This is a genomic window from Pandoraea sp. XY-2, assembly GCF_004193915.1.
Classification (GTDB): domain Bacteria; phylum Pseudomonadota; class Gammaproteobacteria; order Burkholderiales; family Burkholderiaceae; genus Pandoraea; species Pandoraea cepalis.
Window position 1 is genome coordinate 990,808 of record NZ_CP030849.1, and the last position, 19,551, is coordinate 1,010,358.

General features: G+C 63.0%; 14 protein-coding genes, 1 rRNA gene and 1 pseudogene. 8 read left to right on the top strand and 8 right to left on the bottom strand.

The features are described 5' to 3' along the window. The first annotated feature begins 47 nt into the window (after positions 1-47). A 5S ribosomal RNA gene (gene rrf, locus DRB87_RS04585) occupies positions 48-160 on the top strand. A 587-nt stretch (positions 161-747) separates the two neighbouring features. Here rrf and DRB87_RS04590 read toward each other — a convergent pair. The 7 genes from DRB87_RS04590 to cyoA all read right to left on the bottom strand — a co-directional run bounded on the left by DRB87_RS04590 (position 748) and on the right by cyoA (position 9,558). Next, positions 748-1,872 (bottom strand): serine hydrolase, encoded by a 1,125-nt coding sequence (locus tag DRB87_RS04590; protein WP_240756178.1) that lies wholly within the window; start codon positions 1,870-1,872, stop codon positions 748-750. A gap of 466 nt (positions 1,873-2,338) precedes the next feature. Continuing rightward, positions 2,339-3,961, bottom strand: coding sequence for a gamma-glutamyltransferase (ggt, locus tag DRB87_RS04595; RefSeq protein WP_240756274.1), 1,623 nt, complete (start codon positions 3,959-3,961; stop codon positions 2,339-2,341). A gap of 582 nt (positions 3,962-4,543) precedes the next feature. Continuing rightward, positions 4,544-5,284, bottom strand: coding sequence for an SURF1 family protein (locus DRB87_RS04600; protein WP_370363931.1), 741 nt, complete (start codon positions 5,282-5,284; stop codon positions 4,544-4,546). 117 nt (positions 5,285-5,401) lie between these two features. Then, on the bottom strand, positions 5,402-5,809 hold the full coding sequence (gene cyoD / locus DRB87_RS04605; RefSeq protein ID WP_130025036.1) for a cytochrome o ubiquinol oxidase subunit IV: 408 nt from the start codon (positions 5,807-5,809) through the stop codon (positions 5,402-5,404). Then, positions 5,806-6,474, bottom strand: a complete 669-nt coding sequence (cyoC, locus tag DRB87_RS04610; protein ID WP_130025037.1) for a cytochrome o ubiquinol oxidase subunit III — start codon at positions 6,472-6,474, stop codon at positions 5,806-5,808. The genes cyoD and cyoC overlap by 4 nt, the downstream gene beginning before the upstream one ends. Then, positions 6,467-8,458, bottom strand: coding sequence for a cytochrome o ubiquinol oxidase subunit I (gene cyoB / locus DRB87_RS04615; protein ID WP_130025038.1), 1,992 nt, complete (start codon positions 8,456-8,458; stop codon positions 6,467-6,469). The genes cyoC and cyoB overlap by 8 nt, the downstream gene beginning before the upstream one ends. 65 nt (positions 8,459-8,523) lie before the next feature. After that, positions 8,524-9,558, bottom strand: a complete 1,035-nt coding sequence (gene cyoA / locus DRB87_RS04620; protein WP_130025039.1) for a ubiquinol oxidase subunit II — start codon at positions 9,556-9,558, stop codon at positions 8,524-8,526. 160 nt (positions 9,559-9,718) lie between these two features. On the opposite strand from cyoA, the gene DRB87_RS04625 reads away from it, so the two are divergent. Further along, a complete protein-coding gene (locus DRB87_RS04625; protein WP_165385235.1) occupies positions 9,719-11,053 on the top strand; it encodes an MFS transporter in 1,335 nt (444 codons plus the stop codon). Between the two features lie 82 nt (positions 11,054-11,135). On the opposite strand, the gene DRB87_RS04630 is transcribed toward DRB87_RS04625, so the two are convergent. Then, on the bottom strand, positions 11,136-12,005 hold the full coding sequence (locus tag DRB87_RS04630) for a LysR substrate-binding domain-containing protein (protein WP_130025041.1): 870 nt from the start codon (positions 12,003-12,005) through the stop codon (positions 11,136-11,138). Positions 12,006-12,157: 152 nt separating this feature from the next. Here DRB87_RS04630 and DRB87_RS04635 point away from each other — a divergent pair, with 152 nt between their 5' ends. The 6 genes and pseudogenes from DRB87_RS04635 (at position 12,158) to DRB87_RS04660 (ending at position 19,461) form a co-directional block, all read left to right on the top strand. Next, positions 12,158-13,183, top strand: a complete 1,026-nt coding sequence (locus tag DRB87_RS04635; protein WP_370363523.1) for an ABC transporter ATP-binding protein — start codon at positions 12,158-12,160, stop codon at positions 13,181-13,183. Further along, entirely contained in the window at positions 13,180-14,277 is a 1,098-nt protein-coding gene (locus DRB87_RS04640; RefSeq protein WP_130025043.1) for an ABC transporter ATP-binding protein, read from the top strand. Before DRB87_RS04635 ends, DRB87_RS04640 begins: the two co-directional genes overlap by 4 nt. Positions 14,278-14,318: 41 nt before the next feature. Then, a complete protein-coding gene (locus DRB87_RS04645) occupies positions 14,319-15,821 on the top strand; it encodes an ABC transporter substrate-binding protein (RefSeq protein ID WP_130025044.1) in 1,503 nt (500 codons plus the stop codon). A gap of 40 nt (positions 15,822-15,861) precedes the next feature. Continuing rightward, positions 15,862-16,806, top strand: coding sequence for an ABC transporter permease (locus DRB87_RS04650; protein WP_130025045.1), 945 nt, complete (start codon positions 15,862-15,864; stop codon positions 16,804-16,806). A 13-nt stretch (positions 16,807-16,819) separates the two neighbouring features. Next, complete coding sequence (locus DRB87_RS04655; protein WP_240756179.1) at positions 16,820-17,743, top strand: ABC transporter permease; 924 nt, start codon at positions 16,820-16,822, stop codon at positions 17,741-17,743. An 81-nt stretch (positions 17,744-17,824) separates the two neighbouring features. After that, positions 17,825-19,461, top strand: a pseudogene (locus DRB87_RS04660) (gamma-glutamyltransferase family protein). Positions 19,462-19,551: the final 90 nt, after the last annotated feature.

Consider the following 19,551-nt stretch of genomic DNA (forward strand, 5'->3'; position numbering starts at 1 on the left):
CCGAATTGGTTTTGTTGAGCCCCGCTCAGCAGAACACACAAGTTATGCCTGATGACCATAGCGAGTTGGAACCACCCCTTCCCATCCCGAACAGGACCGTGAAACAACTCCACGCCGATGATAGTGCGGATACCCGTGTGAAAGTAGGTAATCGTCAGGCTCCCCTTAAAACCCCTTGCTAACTCGTGTAGCAAGGGGTTTTTGCTTTTCCCCGGCAATATCGCCCAGCCTTGGCACGGCTGCGCGGTTCAATGCCAAGAGCGTGACGGGGCAGCTTGATCTGGCTGACATTCCCCCGACCTATCCACCATTTCGGAACCCGTTCGCCGGACGGTCTTCGGTGGATGCCGTTGCGGGAATGGGGCGCCTCAATTGTCTCAATGCGCTGGGTGATCGAACAGCGTTATCGCCGGCGCGTGGCTTCGCGCGACTGACGTCGCAGGACGCTGGACCATCCGTAGCCGCCAAGGTGTCGGCTCACTCAGATATGCGAACCGCGCCAGTCAACACACGCGCATCGTCGCAACGAGCATGACAACTAAAATAGACAATGACGTCGTTGAGGTGGGGGCCTTCACACGCGCGTGCCGCGTGTCGTCGCAACGAGCATGACAACCGATAGACACTGACGTCGTTGAGGTGCGCGCCTTTACATGCGCGTGCCGCGTGTCGTCGCAACGAGCACGACAACCAATGAGCGATACGTACGCCGTTAAGGTGAGCGCCTTCACACGCCCGTGGCGCGCGTCATCGCAACGAGCACGACAACCAATGGGCGATGCGCACGCCATCGAGGCGGGAGCCTTCCGGAGTGTCGCTGCCAAGCATCGTCACGATCACGGGACGCCGTTTGTGCACAAGCACGCGCATCACCATGTTATGCCCCGATTCGTTAATGAAGCCAGTCTTCTGGACACTTGCATCCACTTTCCCGTAGCGCACCAGACGGTTCGTATTGACGTACTGCAACTGCCCCTTACCCGTATTCACCCGTTGCTGATGATCAATCGAATAGCGACGGATCAGTGGATAAGCGTTCGACGCCCGTACCAGGCGCGCCAGTTCGCGCGCCGTCGACACATTGTTCGGTGATAGCCCCGTCGAGTTCGCGAAACGCGTGTTGGGCATGTTCAAGGCGCGTGCCTTGCTATTCATAGCGGAGATGAAGGCAGGTCGTCCACCCGGATAGTCGCGGCTCAATGCGGCAGCAGCACGGTTTTCCGACGCCATCAGCGAGATGTGGAGCATGTCGGCGCGCGAAAGCGTCGAGCCTACCGCCAAACGTGAATGGCTGAACTTTAGCGTATCGAGATCGGCATTCGTGACCGTGAGGGGCGCACGCATGGCCGGTCCACTATCAAGCCAGACGACTGCCGTCATCAGCTTCGACAGCGAGGCGATCGGGCGCACTTGATTGGCGTTGAGGGAAAAGAGCGGCGTTTTGGTATTCTCGTCGACAATATAAACGGCACGCGAGAAAAGCCGCTTGCGTGATGCCGGCGTGAAGCCACACCGTGCGAGCAGGCGTGGTTTGGCCGCAGTGCGCACGCGCGCGGTCGCGTTCGTTGCCGCGCCGGCAGCGCGCACCGCTCCCGCTGCGCTCGACACTTTCGGGGTCGCATGGCGCCGCGTAGCATTGGCCCGATGCTTCACCGTAGTCTGCGCCCGACGCGCAGGTTTCGCCGCTTTACGGCCTGCATGGGTCTTTGCCCGATGATGTGCCGATCGGTGGTGCGGCGCACGCGCAGCCGTCGCTTTCCGACGCGCGGGCTTTGATGTCGTCTTCGCCGCCATCTTTTTGTTCTTCGCCGGTTGGAGGTGGTGCTTGCCATGACCCGAATGATGGCCGGTCACCGCGAGCGCATCGCTCACTGGCAGCCCGGCAACGAGAAGGGTCAAACCAAAGAGCGCCAGGCGAGCGAGCGCGACGGTGCGTGGCGCCAGACGAGGGAACCGGGAGAGAACAGGGCTACAAGGGAGGCGACGAAGACGAGGCAACGACGAGCTAAACAACGGGTACCACAGGGCAGACATCTTCACGCGGTTCCATGGTCAGAAGATACGGTCGACACGTGCGCACAACAAGGCAACTCGCGGCAACAGCCACCGCACGCGATGCGGGCGAAAAAATGCACGGGAAACCCGTTGGACGTTACGCGAGCGAGGAGTTCCTGAACGTTCAACCGACGTATTACAGAATGTTACAAATGTCTAACTCGCGGGTTACCAAGATGCCGCGACACACGCGTTCGCAGACGGCATCCATAAAAAATGGGGCCGCGCGCGCGGCCCCATCAATTCCTGCGATCCCAATGTCGTTTGGATCACACTCCCTCAATCAATAACCGAGCGCGAGTCCCGTGTTGCGGCGCGGATCGTTCGCGCCATAGTAGCGGTTCTTGCCGATCGGTTTGCCGCCGAGCGACGGCGCGCCCACGAGAATGGCGGCGACGTGGTTCGCCGGTTGCGGACCGGCAAACTTCTGACCCCAACTTTCGAGGATTTTCTGCGTGTCGGGGCTCAGGGCGAACCGCTCGATGTTGGTCGCCTCCGGCATCCACTGCTGGTGGAAGCGCGGGGCATCCACGGCTTCTTGCAGATTCATGCCGTAGTCGATGACGTTGAGCATCGTGAGCAGGGTGGCCGTGATGATGCGGCTACCGCCCGGTGTGCCAACGACCATGACGGGCTTGCCATCCTTCGTGACGATGGTCGGGCTCATCGACGACAGCGGACGACGACCCGGGCCGATGGCGTTCGCTTCGCCCTGGATCAGGCCGTACAGGTTCGGCACGCCCACTTTGGCAGTGAAGTCGTCCATTTCGTCGTTAAGCATGACGCCCGTGCCATTGGCCATCACCTTCGCACCGAACCAGTCATTGAGCGTGTAGGTCACCGACACCGCATTGCCATCGCGATCGATGATCGAGTAGTGCGTGGTGTTGCTGCCTTCATGCGGTGCCACCCCCGGCTTGATCTCCTGTGAGATACCCGCCTTCTGCGGGTTGATGGCCGCGCGAATCTTGGCCGCGTATTGCTTGTCGAGCAGGTGGGCAATCGGGTTCTTCACGAAATCGGGGTCACCCAGATAGCTGTTGCGGTCGACGTACGCGTGGCGCATCGCTTCGATGGTGTAATGCACCCCCTGCGCCGAGTGATACCCCAGCTCGGTCATCGGGTAGCCTTCGAGGATGTTCATGATCTCGCAGATCACCACACCGCCCGAGCTGGGAGGCGGGGCCGAGACCACGTGATAGCCGCGATAGTCGCACTCGACCGGCGCCAGTTCGCGCGTCTTGTATTGATCGAGATCGGCCTGCGTGATGATGCCGCCGCCGGCCTTCATCGACGCCACCAGCTTGTTGGCGACCTCTCCCTTGTAGAAACCGTCGGTGCCCTTGGCGCTGATCAGCTTCAACGTACGTGCAAGATCCTTCTGCACAAGGCGTTCGCCCGGCTGGAACGGCTGGCCCTTGTTCAGGAAGATGGCGCCCGAATTGGCGCGGTCGCTCTCGAAATTCTTGGTCGCCGTCCAAAGCATGTCGACGTCGCCCTGATCGAGCACGAAGCCCTTTTCCGCCAGCGTGACGGCGGGCGCAATCAGTTGCGCACGGGTCTTGGTGCCGTACTTTTCACGGGCGTATTCCATACCCGACACGGAGCCGGGTACGCCCACGGCCCGATAGCCCGTGGTTGAGGCGCCCTTGATGACGTTTCCGTCCTTGTCGAGATACATGTTGGCCGTCGCGGCCAGCGGGGCCTTCTCGCGGAAATCGAGGAAGGTCTTGCGGCCGTCCGCAAGCTGGATCGTCATGAAACCGCCGCCGCCGAGATTCCCGGCTGCCGGATACACCACGGCGAGCGCATATCCCACGGCTACGGCCGCGTCGACCGCATTGCCGCCGGCCTTGAGCACGTCCACGCCAACTTTCGATGCCAGATGCTGGGCGGTGACCACCATGCCGTTCTCGGCACCGACCGGTGCCTGCGAGGCAGCGTGAACGTTGAACAGCGCACAGCTCAGCGCTGTCGCCAGAAACGCTTTGGATAAGGTTGGATTTTTCATCGTCTATAAATGTTCTTGTTTGAGCGAGATAGGGGAAGTTTCAACTTCGCTGGCGACGGACGCACGGCCAGCAGCCCGCCCGCGCGGCGCACCTGAGGCCGGCACGGCTACGGGGCGACGTCTGGGCTGCCTCTGTTTCGGCATGCGTAACAGTTCCGTCGACCATGGAACGTTAACGCATATCGGCTAATTAGGGAATGATGTCTCACACGTCCGCGTGACGGGCCACATTGCGAGATCGAGTGGCTCTGGACATTCCGCGGAAGTGCTCGCTTGCCTTTGCAGACAAGCGGTTGTTGCTATATGGGGTCGGATGGTGATGGGCGATCGCTGCGTGAATCGAGGCAGATCGGCAGGCGGAACCGGTTGAAATGATGAGATTCCGCCTGGCAGCCGTTGCGCTGTCACCACGTTGTCATGAACGCGATTTCCGAAGGAATACGACACGCGACCGCGTCGCGGCCGCAGTGCATTCGACTAGCCGTGCTTGCGCAGTTCGAGGCGGATGACAAACCCGCCGGCCACGACCGACATGATCGCCAGCGCGTACCACGTCAGCAGATAGCTCATATGGTTGTTCGGGAACCGCACCACGGTGAGCCCGCCCACGGGGTAGTCGCGTGCCGGTGCTTGGCCGGTCACGGCTTCGGCATCGCCGCCCACGAGCGCGCGGTTTGCATCGGCGCCCGGCTTGCCGTCGGCATCGACGAAGAAGGGCGCCACGTCGGTGGCCGTCAGTCCGCGCGCGGCCGCAATGGCCGCGACATCGCGCGAATACCAGAGGTTTTCCGACGGCGCATTCTTGCGAAGGAATCCGCCGCCCGGCTCGGGCATGCGCAGCAGACCGGTGACGGTGACGTCACCCGCCGGGGCGGCGGGCACGGCTTCTTTCCAGCCCGGCGGGACAAAGCCGCGGTTGATCAGCACTTCGCCGCCATCTGCCGTGCGCAACGGCGTGAGCACCCAGAACCCGCCGCCCAGATCGGTGACGGCTTGCACGAGCGTGTCCTTGTCGAACTGGTACGTGCCGCTGAGCGAGACGTGGCGATACTCATCCGCGGCCGCGTTGACCGAGGCCCACTGGCCACGCAAGGGCGCCGGGGTGGGCGGCGCATGCACGCGCGAATTCACACGCTCGATCAGATCGAGCTTCCAGGCGCGGCGATGAAGCTGCCAAGTCCCGAGCGAGACGAAGACGCTGACCAGCACCAACGTGATAACGCCAAGGATGATCAGTCGAAGGGGAGACGGGCGGGCGGGCGCACCGGAAGTGCGCGGGGGACGCTGTGCGCCCCCTGAGTCATGAAGTCGATTGCTGCTCAAGGGAAGTGCCGTTCAAGGGAGGTTTTTCGTATCCTGCATCATACCCGCCATCATGTTCTGGTTCAGGTGATACATCACCCATAGCGAGCCCGATAGCGTGATCACGACCAGCACGATCGTGAAAATCAACGACAGCAGGTTCCAGCCGCCTTCGGAGCGCCCGTTCATGTGCAGGAAGTAGATCATGTGCACGATGATCTGAATGGCGCCGAGGAACAGGATCATGATCGCGGTGGTACTCGATTTCTCGAATACCCCGCCCATCACGAACCAGAAGGGAATGGCGGTGAGGATGACAGACAGGATGAAGCCCGTCGCATACCCGCGCAAGGTGCTGTGCGGTCCTTCGTCGCCATGGTCGTGATCGTGATCGTGGCCATGCCCGTCGGTATTGTGCAGGGTCGAGTCGTGGGTGCTCACGGCAGCACTCCCATCAGATAGACAAACGTGAAGACGCCGATCCACACCACGTCGAGAAAGTGCCAGAACATTGACAGGCACATGAGCCGGCGGCGGTTGGGCGCGGTGAGGCCATGCTTGCCGACCTGCACCATCAGGGTGATGAGCCAGACGATGCCGAACGTGACGTGCAGCCCGTGGGTGCTCACCAGCGTGAAGAACGAAGACAGGAACGCGCTGCGCCAGGGCCCCGCCCCCTCGTGGATGAGGTTCGCGAACTCATAGAGTTCCAGCGAGAGAAACGCCGCACCGAGAACGCCGGTGACCGCAAGCCAGATTAGCACTGCGCTCTGACGTCGCCGCTGCATCTCGAGCATCGCAAAGCCATAGGTGATCGACGAGAGCAGCAGGAAGGTCGTATTCACTGCCACGAGCGGCAGTTCGAACAACTCCGCACCGGTCGGCCCGCCTGCGTAGTTGCGCCCGAGTACGCCATACGCCGCAAACAGGCAGGCGAAGACGAGACAGTCGCTCATCAGGTAGACCCAGAAGCCGAGCAGCGTCCCGTTGGGCGGGTGGTAGTCGCTCGTCATCATGAACTTCAACTCGCCCGCTTGCGGCGGGCTGGGCGTGTGGGCCCCGAGCGGGGCGCCTCCTGCCGGGAAGGGTGCCGTCGTATCAGACATGCTGCGCGAGCAGGCGCGTGCGCGCTGCCTCCGTTTGTTCGACCTGATCGGCCGGGATGTAGTACTCGCGGTGGTAGTTGAACGTGTGGCCGATGGCGGTCGCCAGCAGCGCCACGAAGGCCACGATCACCACCAGCCACATGTGCCAGATGAGCCCGAAGCCGCAGACCGTCGCAAGCCCCGCGAGGATGATGCCCGCGCCCGTGTTCTTCGGCATGTGGATCGGAATGAAGTCGTTCTCCGGACGCTTGAAGCCGTGCTGCTTCATCTGCCACCAGGCGTCGTTGTCGTGAATGATCGGCGTGAAGGCGAAGTTGTAGGCCGGCGGGGGGGACGACGTCGACCATTCCAGTGTGCGGCCATTCCACGGGTCGCCCGTGTCGTCGCGCAATTGCTCACGGCGGATGAAGCTCACTACGAGCTGGACGATGAAGCATCCAATGCCGATGGCGATGAGCAGTGCCCCCACGGCGGCGATCTGGAACCAGATTTGCAACGACATGTCGTCGAAGTGGCTCACGCGACGGGTCACGCCCATCAGGCCCAGCAGGTAAAGCGGCATGAAGGCGACGTAGAAGCCGATGAACCAGAACCAGAACGAGCACTTGCCCCAGAACGGATCGAGCCGGTAGCCGAAGGCCTTGGGGAACCAGTAGGTGATTGCCGCCATGACGCCGAAGATCACGCCGCCGATGATCACGTTGTGGAAGTGCGCGATCAGGAACAGGCCGTTATGCAGCGAGAAGTCGGCCGGCGGCACGGCAAGCAGCACGCCGGTCATGCCGCCGATGACGAACGTCACCATGAAGCCGACGGTCCACAGCATCGGCACTTCGAAGTGGATGCGCCCGCGATACATGGTGAACAGCCAGTTGAAAATCTTTGCGCCGGTCGGTATCGAGATGATCATCGTCGTGATGCCGAAGAACGAGTTCACACTCGCGCCGGAACCCATCGTGAAGAAATGGTGCAGCCACACGAGGTATGACAGCACCGTAATCACGACCGTCGCATAGACCATCGACGCATAGCCGAACAAGCGCTTGCCGGAGAAGGTGGCGACCACCTCGGAGAACACGCCGAATACGGGCAGCACGAGAATGTAGACCTCGGGGTGGCCCCAGATCCAGATCAGGTTCACGTACATCATGGCGTTGCCGCCGAGATCGTTCGTGAAGAAGTTGGTGCCGGCGTAGCGATCCAGCGCCAGCAGCGCGAGCACGGCGGTCAGCACCGGGAAGGCAGCCACGATCAGCACATTCGTGCACAGCGAGGTCCACGTGAAGACCGGCATGCGCATCATCGTCATGCCGGGGGCGCGCATCTTCACGATGGTCACGAGCAGATTGATCCCCGAGAGCAGGGTGCCGATCCCGGCGATCTGCAGTGCCCAGATGTAGTAATCGACCCCGACGTTCGGGCTCTGCAGGATGCCCGATAACGGCGGGTAAGCCAGCCATCCAGTGCCTGCGAATTCGCCGACGAAGAGCGAGAGCATCACGAGCATGGCCCCGCTCGTCGTCATCCAGAAGCTGAAGTTGTTGAGGAACGGAAACGCCACGTCGCGCGCGCCGATCTGCAGCGGCACCACGAAGTTCATGAGGCCGGTCACCAGCGGCATTGCCACGAAGAAGATCATGATCACGCCGTGCGCGGTGAAGATCTGATCGTAGTGATGTGGCGGCAGATACCCCATGTTGTCGCCAAACGAGATCGCCTGCTGCATACGCATCATCGCGGCGTCGGCAAAGCCGCGCAACAACATGACGATGCCCAGGATCACGTACATGATGCCGATCTTCTTGTGATCGATGCTCGTGAACCACTCGCGCCACAAGTACCCCCACAACTTGAAGTAGGTGATGGCACCCAGTACGACGATGCCTCCGAACGCGACTCCGGCAAAGGTCGCAACGAGAATCGGTTCGTGGTACGGGATCGCCTCGAGCGTGAGGCGGCCGAAGATCAACTTGACGATGTCCATAAGCTCGAGCCTGGGATCAATCGCGCACGAGGCGCATCATTGTCGACGGTTGGGCGCGGTGCGCGTCACTGCGTAAGTCCCTCGCCGGGGGCGCGCTGAGCGCCGGACGCGAACTGCACGGTGTTTTGCGCCGTGCACATCGCGTCGGCAAGCAACGACTCGGACGTGCCGGTACGTGCTCGGCTGGCGTGCGGATGATTGGGCTGATCCATCATGTCCTTCAGACAGGGCTGCCCGGGCTGCACGCAGCGGTTCAGAATCGCGTCATAAAGATTGGGGGCGACGTCGCCGTAATAGTGGACAGGCACCCATTCGCTCGGCTGGGCGAGCGACTCGTACTTGTCGCGCGTGAGGTTGTCGCCGCGGGCCTTGACCTGCTTGACCCACGCGTCGAAGTCGTCTGCCGACAGCCCGTGAAATTTGAAGCGCATGCCTGAGAAGCCCGCGCCGCTGAAGTTCGCGGAGAACCCGTCATAGATCCCGGGCTTGTTGATGACCGCATGCAGCTTCGTTTCCATGCCCGGCATCGCATAGATCTGTCCGGCCAGGGCGGGCACGAAGAATGAATTCATCATCGTCGTCGATGTGATTTCGAATCGGATCGGCCGGTCAACGGGGGCGGCCAGTTCATTGACGGTCGCAATGCCCTGATCGGGGTAGAAGAACAGCCATTTCCAGTCCATGGCCACCACTTGCACCCTGAGCGGGCGCGTGTCGGGTGGGATCTCGCGCTTGGCGTCGATGCGCTCGAGTGGCCGGTAGGGGTCCAGCTTGTGCGTGCTGACCCAGGTGAGCGCGCCCAACGCGATGATGATCAGCAGCGGCGCGGCCCAGATCAGCAGTTCGAGCAGCGTCGAGTGATCCCATTCGGGCGTGTAGATGGCACGCTTGTTCGACGCTCGGTAACGCCATGCGAAGACCAGTGTCAGCACGATCACCGGAACGATGATCAGCAACATCAGGACGGTGGAAATGATGATGATGTCCCGCTGCCTTACCGCAAGATCGCCCGAGGGCGACATCAATACGGTATTGCAACCGGACAGCAACGCGGTGGCGGGGAGCAAAAATACCCCGCGAAGGCACTTGGGGGAAGTCATGCTGCGATCGATGGAACCGTAGCCTTAGACCGGGTTCATCATGGACTCCCCACCATGATGCGGCAATTTAGGGTAAACCCTATGGCGTCGATTCGCGATACCTGCGATGCTCTTCTGGCACGAGTGTCATGGTCATCCCGATCCGCAAGGGGGTCCGATAATGTCAAGCAGTGCTCATCAATCGCCGACGCCGCCCGGCGCGACTGCCGCATCGACAGCGCACGATCACGGGAGCAAGTCGCGCATTGCGCCGGAGGAAATCGCGGTTGGCGTGGTGGTCGGACGCGCCTCCGAGTACTTCGACTTCTTCGTGTTCGGCATTGCCGCCGTCCTCGTCTTCCCCCAAGTTTTCTTCCCGTTCGCCGACAGCCTGCACGGCCTGTTGTACGCGTTCGCGATCTTCTCCCTCGCGTTTATTTCGCGCCCGTTCGGTACCGCGCTGTTCATGAACGCGCAGCGCCGCTGGGGACGCAGTGTCAAGCTCACCGCCGCGCTGTTCGTGCTCGGCACGGCGACCGCCGGCATGGCGTTCCTGCCGGGCTATGCGGTACTGGGGGACCGCGCCATCTGGCTGCTCGCGTTCTTCCGGCTCGTGCAGGGCATTGGCTTTGGCGGTTCGTGGGACGGACTGCCGTCGCTGCTCGCGATGAACGCGCCGCCTCAGCGGCGCGGCTGGTATTCGATGATGGGGCAATTGGGCGCGCCGATCGGTTTCATTATCGCGGCCTCGCTGTTCCTGTTCCTGCACTGGAGCCTCGAGTCCGACGACTTCCTCACGTGGGGGTGGCGTTATCCGTTCTATGTGGCGTTCGCCGTGAACGTGGTCGCGCTGTTTGCCCGGCTGCGTCTGGTGGTGACGCACGAATATACCGAGATGCTTGAAGAGGGCCAACTGGAGCCGATCAGCACGCGCGAGATGGTGCGCTCGCAGGGCTACAACATCTTTCTCGGCGCCTTCGCCGCACTCGCGAGCTATGCGCTCTTTCACCTGGTGACGGTATTCCCGCTGTCGTGGATCGCGCTGAAAAACAGCCAGGATCTGAACAATGTGCTGATCGTGCAACTGTGCGGCGCGGCGATCGCCATCGTGTGCACGGTCATTTCCGGACGCATTGCCGACCGCATCGGCCGACGCACCACGCTGGGCCTCTTCGCCATCTTTATCGGCATATTCGCACTCTTCGCCCCGTTCCTGATGGGCGGCGGCTCGACGCAGCAAGACATTTTCATCCTGGTCGGCTTCGCCTTGCTCGGATTGTCGTACGGGCAGGCGGCGGGCACGGTGACGTCGAACTTCGAGCAACGCTTCCGCTACACCGGGGCGGCGCTGACGACCGACTTCGCGTGGCTGTTCGGCGCGGCCTTCGCGCCGCTCGTGGCGCTGGGATTGTCGTCCGAGTTCGGGCTGATCGCGGTGAGCGCCTATCTGCTCTCGGGCACCGTCTGCACGCTGCTGGCACTGCGCATCAACAAGGCCTTCGAGACGCGCGATTGATCGCATGCGCGGCAAGCGGCTTCTCGTTTTCGGTCACGGCGCGACAGGGTTCGCGCCGTTTTTCCCTCGTCGCATCATCCACTCACACGTCGTGCAGCATGCCGGCGATGGCGGCCGTGATGTCGTGCGTGCGTGAGTCATGCTCACGATGAATCATGCCGACCGTGCGCAGCAAGGGCGGCTCGGCAATCGGCACGATGCGCAATAACGGGTCGGACTGCCAATCGCCGCGATGCAGTTGCGGCAGCACCGATACGCCGACGTTCTTGCGCACGAGCGCGACGATCGTCTCGATGGAGTTCAATTCCAGATATTCGGTCACGCCGAGTTTTGCCGCGCGTAACGCCTGCTCCACCACCATGCCGGTGCGAACGCGCCGGTCGAAGCGCAAAAACGCGTGCTCGTCGAGAATGCGCTGCGGGTCGGTTTCGGTGACGTCGCGATTCACGACCATGATCATCGGCTCGGTGTAGAGCGGGGTCCACACCAGGCCGTCGACGCGGGCATCGTCGGCGCGCGCGACCACGGCGGCGATGTCGACCTCGCCCTGCTCGACGAGATCGGTCAGTTCGTCCGAGCGTGCCGACGTGAGCCGCACATCGAGCCGTGGGTGCGCGGTCTTCAGTTCCGCGACAGCCATCGACAGTGCGCCAATGACCGACACCACGGCGCCGATGGTGACCGGGCCCTGCATGGCGCCGGCGGAGGTGGCGCTCAGCTCGGCGGTGAGCGCCAGTATCTGCTCGACGCGCGGAAACAAATCGCGTCCCTGACGTGTGAGCGTGATCTGCCGGCCACGCCGATCGAACAGCCGCTGACCGACGGCATCCTCGAGACCGCGCATCTGCAGGCTGACGGCCGCCTGCGTCAGCGCGGCACGCTCGGCGGCCGCCGCGAACGAGCCGGTTTGTGCCACCAGTCGGAACGTCTTCAACATGCGCAACGTAAGCATCGGGAGGTTAAGAATAATTTACGAATGAAAAAGAAATATTAATATTTCTTTTGCGTGCGTGGAAGACATAATCGTGTCACGCACCTCCCTCGCGACCGGCTTGCCGGAACCGGGGCAAGACGATTGATGACCCCTACAACGCGCCCATGACCATGCCCGCAGACGCTGGGCCGGTGCTCGATGTCACCGGACTGTCGCTGAAGTTTTCCAAAGCGCCCGACGCGCCGAATCTGATCGATGGCGTCTCGTTTGCCGTGTATCCCGGCAAGACGTTGTGCATCGTCGGCGAATCTGGATGCGGCAAGAGCGTGACGTCGCTCGCCCTCATGGGGTTGTTGCCGAGTCCGCCCGCCAATGTCGTGGCGGGGCGCGCGATGTTCGAAGGCCGGGATCTGCTGACGTTGGGGGAGCGCGACTTTGCCGACCTGCGCGGCAATCGTCTCGCGATGATCTTTCAGGAGCCGATGACCTCGCTGAATCCGTCGTTCACCATCGGTCATCAGATCGAGGAGGGCATTCGGCGCCATCGCGGTCTGGATCGCCGCGCCGCGCGCGCCGAGGCGCTCGAAATGCTCAAGCGGGTGCGCATCCCCGCACCGGAGACACGGCTCGACAACTATCCGCACGAACTGTCCGGCGGCATGCGTCAGCGCGTAATGATTGCGATGGCGCTTGCCAACCGACCTGCGCTGCTGATTGCCGACGAACCGACCACCGCGCTCGACGTGACGATTCAGGCGCAGGTACTCACGCTCATTCAAACCTTGCAGCGCGAAACCGGCACCGCCGTCGTGCTCATCACGCACGACCTGGGCGTGGTCGCCGAAGTCGCCGACGATGTCGCGGTGATGTACGCGGGGCGCATCGTCGAATACGGCTCGGTGAGCGAGATCTTCGATGATCCGCAGCATCCCTACACCATCGGCCTGATGGGGGCGATTCCGTCGATCGGCAAACGCGAGGGCACGCTGGCGACCATTCGTGGCGCGGTGCCTTCACCGGAACGCATGCCTGCCGGTTGCCGCTTTGCGCCGCGCTGCCCGTTTGCCGAAGCCCGCTGCACGCAGGAAGCCCCTGTCGAGCGCACGTTGTCCGGCAAGCATCGCGTGGCCTGCTGGCTGGCACCGGTCGAGGCCCTGACACCGCCTGCATTCCCGATGGAAGAGGTTGCCGTATGAACGCCCCCTCCCCTGTGCACCCGCTGTTGGACGTGCGCGACCTGACCAAGCACTTCGGCGGACATCGCGTCGGCTTCTCTCGTGCGCCCACGGTGTATGCCGTCAACGGCGTGTCATTTTCCGTGCAGGCGGGAGAGACGTTCGCGATCGTGGGCGAATCCGGTTGCGGAAAATCCACGCTGGGGCGGCTGTTGTTGCGCTTGCTCGATGCCACGCGTGGCGAAGTGCGCTATCAGGGCGAGGACATCATGACGTTGGGCGCGAGCGCCATGAGGCGACTTCGGCGCGAACTTCAGATCATCTTCCAAGACCCGTTCGCGTCGCTCAATCCGAGCATGACCGTGGGGGGACTGATCGGCGAACCGATCGCTTTGCACGGCCTCGCCCGTGGGCGTGCCCGGGACGAACGCGTGGCCGAACTGCTGCGCACCGTCGGCCTGCAACCCGATTACGCACAACGCTTTCCGCATGAATTCTCCGGCGGTCAGCGACAGCGCATCGGCATTGCGCGGGCCTTGGCGGGGGAGCCTCGGGTGATCGTTGGCGACGAGCCGGTCTCGGCGCTCGACGTTTCCGTGCAAGCTCAGGTCATCAATCTGCTCGAACGCCTCAAGCACGACTTCGGACTGACGCTCATCATGGTCGCCCACGATCTGGCGGTGATTCGCCACATGAGTGATCGCGTGGCGGTGATGTACCTCGGGGAGATTGTCGAGCTGGCCAGCGCGGACGCGCTCTTCGACACGCCGCTGCACCCTTACACGCAGGCGCTTCTGCAAGCAATCCCGGCGAGCGACCCGCACCTGCGTCGCGAACGCGCGCCGCTCGGCGGCGAATTGCCCAGCCCGACCGCGCCGCCGCCCGGGTGCCGCTTCCATCCGCGTTGCCCGCATGCGCGCGCCGCGTGCCGCGAGCACAAGCCGGTCGACGAAGTGCTGCCCGACGGCAGGCAAGTCGCCTGTCATTTCTGGCGCGAGATTCAGAACGCCGGGGCCAGTCCGGCGCGCGCCGCGGCGCCGAGCGATGCGCTGAGCGCGCGACTTGCGCTGTATCGTGCGCGCCAAGCCCAGGCCGATGCGGCCGTCGGCAGATAACAACGCTTTCTCTCCACTCTCATTCACAAGGGATCTCACGCATGCGAAAAGTTCTGCTCGATCTTGTACTGGCGGCGTCGTTGACGACCGGCGCAGCCGCCGCGATGGCGCAATCGACGCTTCGCATCGGCTTGCAGGAGGACATCGGCTCGCTCGATCCCGCGCGCAGTTCGCAGGTCGTCGACCGCATGGTGTTGCGCTCGCTGTGCAGCTCGTTGGTCGATATCAGCCCCGATCTGAAGTTCGTGCCGATGCTCGCCACCGCGTGGCGTGTGAGTGCCGACGGCAAGACGTGGACATTCAAGCTGCGCCAGGGCGTGAAGTTCCACGACGACGAGCCGTTCAACGCCCTCGCGGTCAAGGCGAATCTGGACCGCGCGCGCAGCCTGCCCGCCAGCAATCGCAAGAGCGAACTGTCATCCATCGATCATGTTGACGCCGTGGACGACAGCACCGTCAACATCGTGCTCAAAGCGCCGGATTCTGCGCTGCTCGCCACGCTGTCTGATCGCGCGGGCATGATGCTCGCCCCCAAGACGCTGAGCGACGATGCCGCCGTGCAGTCTCACCCCGTATGCTCAGGCCCGTACAAGTTCGTGCAGCGTGTGCAGAACGATCGCGTGGTGCTGGAGAAATTCCCGGGCTTCTGGGAAGCGGACAAGTATCCGATCCAGAAGGTCGTTTTCCTGCCGATTCCCGACACGACGGTGCGCCTGGCCAACGTGCGCTCGGGATCACTCGACATGCTTGAACGCCTTGCGCCGTCGGACGTGGCCTCGGTCAAGCGCGATGCGAACCTGAAGTTCGTCTCCATCGACGGGTTGGGTTACTACGGCCTGACGTTCAATGTGGCGGCGAACGCGCCCAAGGCATTGCGCGACAAGCGCGTGCGCCAGGCGTTCGATCTGGCCATCGATCGCGACGCCATCAACAAGGTGATCGGCGGCGGCATCTTCACCCCGGCCAATCAGGCATTGCCGCGCACGGGACAGTACTACGACGCATCGATCAAGACGACCAAGCGCGACGTTGCCAAGGCAAAAGCGTTGCTGAAAGCGGCAGGCTTCGAGAAGGTCGACGTGACGCTGAGCTTCGGCAACAACACGGTCTCCAATCAGATGGCGCAGATGCTGCAGGCGATGCTTGCCGAGGCGGGCATTCAACTGAAATTGCGGCCGATGGATTACGCGGCGGCGCTCGACGCCGCCCATCGCGGCGACTTCGACGTGCTCTACAACGGTTGGTCGGGACGCGTGGATCCGGACGGAAACCTGCATCAGTTCGTCACGTGCAAGGGCAATCTGAACTACGGGCAGTACTGCAATGCCGACGTCGACAAGCTGCTTAACGAGGCGCGCGTGAAATCCAGCGTGGCGGAGCGCAAGCCGCTCTACGACGCTGCCGACAAGATCCTGTCCGAAGAGAATCCCATCCTTTATCTGTACGTGCAGCCGTGGCCGTACGTGCTCAGCAAAAAGGTGCAGGGGTTCGTCGCCTATCCGGACGGGCTGATTCGTCTGCGTGGCGTGAGCCTCAAGGGATAATCCGGGACCGCCCGGCATTTCCAGGGAAACAGGAGCCGTCATGCTTCGCCTCGTCCTCCATCGTGCGCTGGTCGCGATACCCACGCTCATCATCGTGTCGATGATGATCTTCGGGCTGCAGAAGATGTTGCCCGGCGATCCCGTGCTCGCGATGGCCGGCGAGGATCAGAACCCGCAGGTCATCGCCGCGCTTCGCGAGAAGTATCACCTCGACAAGCCGCTGCCCGCGCAGTACGCGCTCTGGATCGGCGACGTGCTGCGCGGCGACCTGGGCAACTCGCTACGCACGGGGGAGCCGGTCACGACACTGATCGCGCAGAAGTTGCCCGTCACGCTGCAACTGGCGATGTTCGGGTTGCTGATTGCCATCGGCATCGGCATTCCACTGGGCATCCTGTCGGCGGCCAATCGCGGCAAGGCCATCGATTACGGCGCGAACGTGTTGGCCTTGTCCGGCATGTCGATCCCCAACTTCTGGCTCGGTATTCTGCTGATCTTCCTGGTCTCGGTGCGTTGGCACCTGCTGCCGTCGTCGGGTTACGTGTCGCCCACCGAAGACCTTTGGATGAGCTTCAAGACGATGGTCATGCCGGCGTTCGTGCTCGGGGCGGCGCTCGGGGCACAGTTGATGCGCCACACGCGCAGCGCCATGCTTGGCGTGCTGCGCACCGACTACATTCGCACGGCGCGCGCCAAGGGGCTGTTGCGTGGCACCGTGGTGCTCAAGCATGCGCTGCGCAATGCGCTGATACCTATCGTGACGGTGCTCGCGCTGCTCTTTGGCGAACTGCTCGCGGGCGCGGTTCTCACGGAACAGGTCTTCACGATCCCGGGCTTCGGCAAGCTGGTCGTCGATGCGGTGTTCAATCGTGACTATGCCGTGGTACAGGGCGTGGTCCTGGTGACTGCCGTAAGCTTCATTGCACTCAACCTCCTGGCCGACGTGCTCTACGTCTTGCTCAACCCGCGCCTGCGTCGCGCCTGAGACCCCTTCGAACATGGCCGCATTGCCTACGACTTCCACCGCATCGCAGAGCTCCGAAGGGGGCCGTCCTGCCGCGGCCGTTGCCAGCCCCGAACGGTTGCCGCGCCGTCGTCATCGCGGACTGCGCAAGTTCGCACGTAACCGGGCGGCGGTCGTCGGGGCCATCATCGTGGCGTTTGCCGTGATCGTCGCGCTGTTCGCCCCGTGGTTGTCGCCGTACGATCCGATCGCCACAAGCTTCATGGCGGTGCGGCAGGCGCCGAGCGCGCTGCACTGGTTCGGCACGGACGAACTGGGCCGCGACGTGCTCGCCCGCATGATCTTCGGTGCGCGCGCCTCGCTCGCGGCGGGCGTGGTGTCCGTGGGCATCGCGGTGATCGTTGGCGTGCCGCTTGGTTTGCTCGCAGGGTACTTCGGCCGGTGGGTCGACGCGATTGTCTCGCGTCTGGCCGATGCGCTGCTCTCGATCCCGTTCCTGATTCTCGCGATTGCGATGGCCGCGTTCCTCGGCGCGAGCCTCACGAACGCGATGATTGCCATCGGCGTGTCGGCCATGCCGCGTTTCGTCCGGCTTGCCCGCGCGCAGGCGTTGACCGTCAAGGCGGAGGAGTACGTGGAAGGCGCGCGCGCCATCGGCCTGACGGATGCGCGCATCATCGTGCGCTATATCCTGCCCAACGTGCTGCCGCCGATCATTGTGCAGGCGAGCCTGACCGTGGCGACCGCGATCATCGCCGAAGCAAGTCTGTCGTTTCTGGGGCTTGGACAGTTGCCGCCCTCGCCGTCGTGGGGCTCGATGCTCAACACGGCCAAGGACTTCGTCGAACAGGCGCCCTGGATGTCCATCTTCCCCGGTATCGCCATTTTTCTGACGGTACTCGGTTTCAACCTGCTGGGCGACGGTTTGCGCGACGCGCTCGATCCCCGCGAGCAATAACGCGGCGCGAGAGACGAGCCTCGTTAGCCCCGCTGCCCCACAGGCCTATTTCATTCGTTACAGAGATCATCAGCCAGTCATATGACGCACTTCAATTGGCAGAATCCGTACCCGACGCCGCGCCTGCCGGTGTTCGCCCGCAACATTGTGTCGACGTCGCATCCGCTGGCCGCCCAGGCCGGGCTGCGCATGCTGTGGCAGGGCGGCAATGCCGTCGACGCCGCGATTGCCGCAGCCGCGTGCATGACAATCGTCGAACCGGTCTCCAACGGCCTGGGCGGCGATTGCTTCGCGCTGATCTGGGACGGTAAGGAACTCCACGGCCTGAACGCCTCGGGTGTGGCGCCGGCCGCGTGGAACATCGATTACTTCCGCAAGAAGTATGGTGAGCAGCATGGTATCGCCAAGCAGCCGACGCGGGGTCTCGACACCGTGACCGTGCCCGGGGTGATCGCGGGCTGGGAGGCGTTGCATGCGAAGTTCGGCAAGCTGCCGTTCGCGGATCTGATGGCGCCGGCGATCGAGATCGCCGAGCGCGGACATGCCGTGGCGCATATCGTCGCACGCAAATGGGCGGCGGCGGTGCCTGAGCTGAAGGACCTTCCCGGTTACGCGCAGACGTTCATGCCGCATGGCCGTGCGCCGACGACCGGCGAAATGATCCGCATGCCCGGCCATGCGCGCACGCTGCGCCTGCTCGCGAAGGAGGGGCCGCGCGCGTACTACGAAGGCGAGATTGCACAGCGCATCGCCGCCTGGTCGGCAGAGCATGGCGGGCGATGACGACCGATGATCTGCGCAATTACCGCGCCGATTGGGTCAAGCCGATCGAGAAGGATTATCGCGGTTATACGGTGCACGAGATTCCGCCGAACGGGCAGGGCATTGCCGCGCTCATGGCGTTGGGCATTCTGGAGAAGTTCGATGTGTCGCGTCTGGCGGTCGATCGCGTGCATTCGCAACACTTGCAGATCGAGGCGATGAAGCTCGCCTTTGCCGATCTCTACCGATACGTTGCCGATCCCCGCTCGATGGAGGTGACGCCTGAGCAGATGCTCGACGACGCCTATCTCACCGCGCGTGCGAAGCTGATCGACCCCGAGCGTGCGTCGCATTTCGACTTCGGCATGCCGAAGGCCGGCGGCACCATCTATCTGTCGGCCGCCGACGAGCAGGGCATGATGGTGAGCTTCATCCAGTCGAACTACATGGGCTTCGGTTCCGGCGTGGTGGTGCCCGATCTGGGCATCGCGCTGCAAAACCGAGGCTGCGGGTTCTCCATGGATCCGAAGTCGGCCAACGTGGTCGAAGGCGGTAAACGACCGTTCCACACCATCATTCCGGCGTTCCTCACGCAAAAGGTCGACGGCAAGCACGAGGCCGTGATGAGCTTCGGTGTGATGGGCGGTGACATGCAACCGCAGGGCCATCTGCAGTCGATCGTGCGGATGATCGACTACGGCCAGCAACCCCAGGCGGCATGCGACGCACCGCGCTGGAAGGTCAATCGCGACTTTACCGTCGATATCGAATCGACGCTTGACCGCGAGACAGTGGCCGGACTGGTGGCGATGGGGCACTCCCTGAAGTCCATCGACGACCCGTACATGGACTTCGGCTCGGGCCAGTACATTTGGCGCCTGGATCGCAACGATCCGGATCGAGGCTACGTCGCCGCGAGCGACAGTCGTCGCGACGGTCTCGCCGCCGGTTACTGAGCCAGCGATTGTGCCCGCAGCGCCGGTGGCGCGGTGTGCATCGCACCGCGCCACCGGCGCTGCTTTCTTATGGGGCGGCGCTGCGCATGC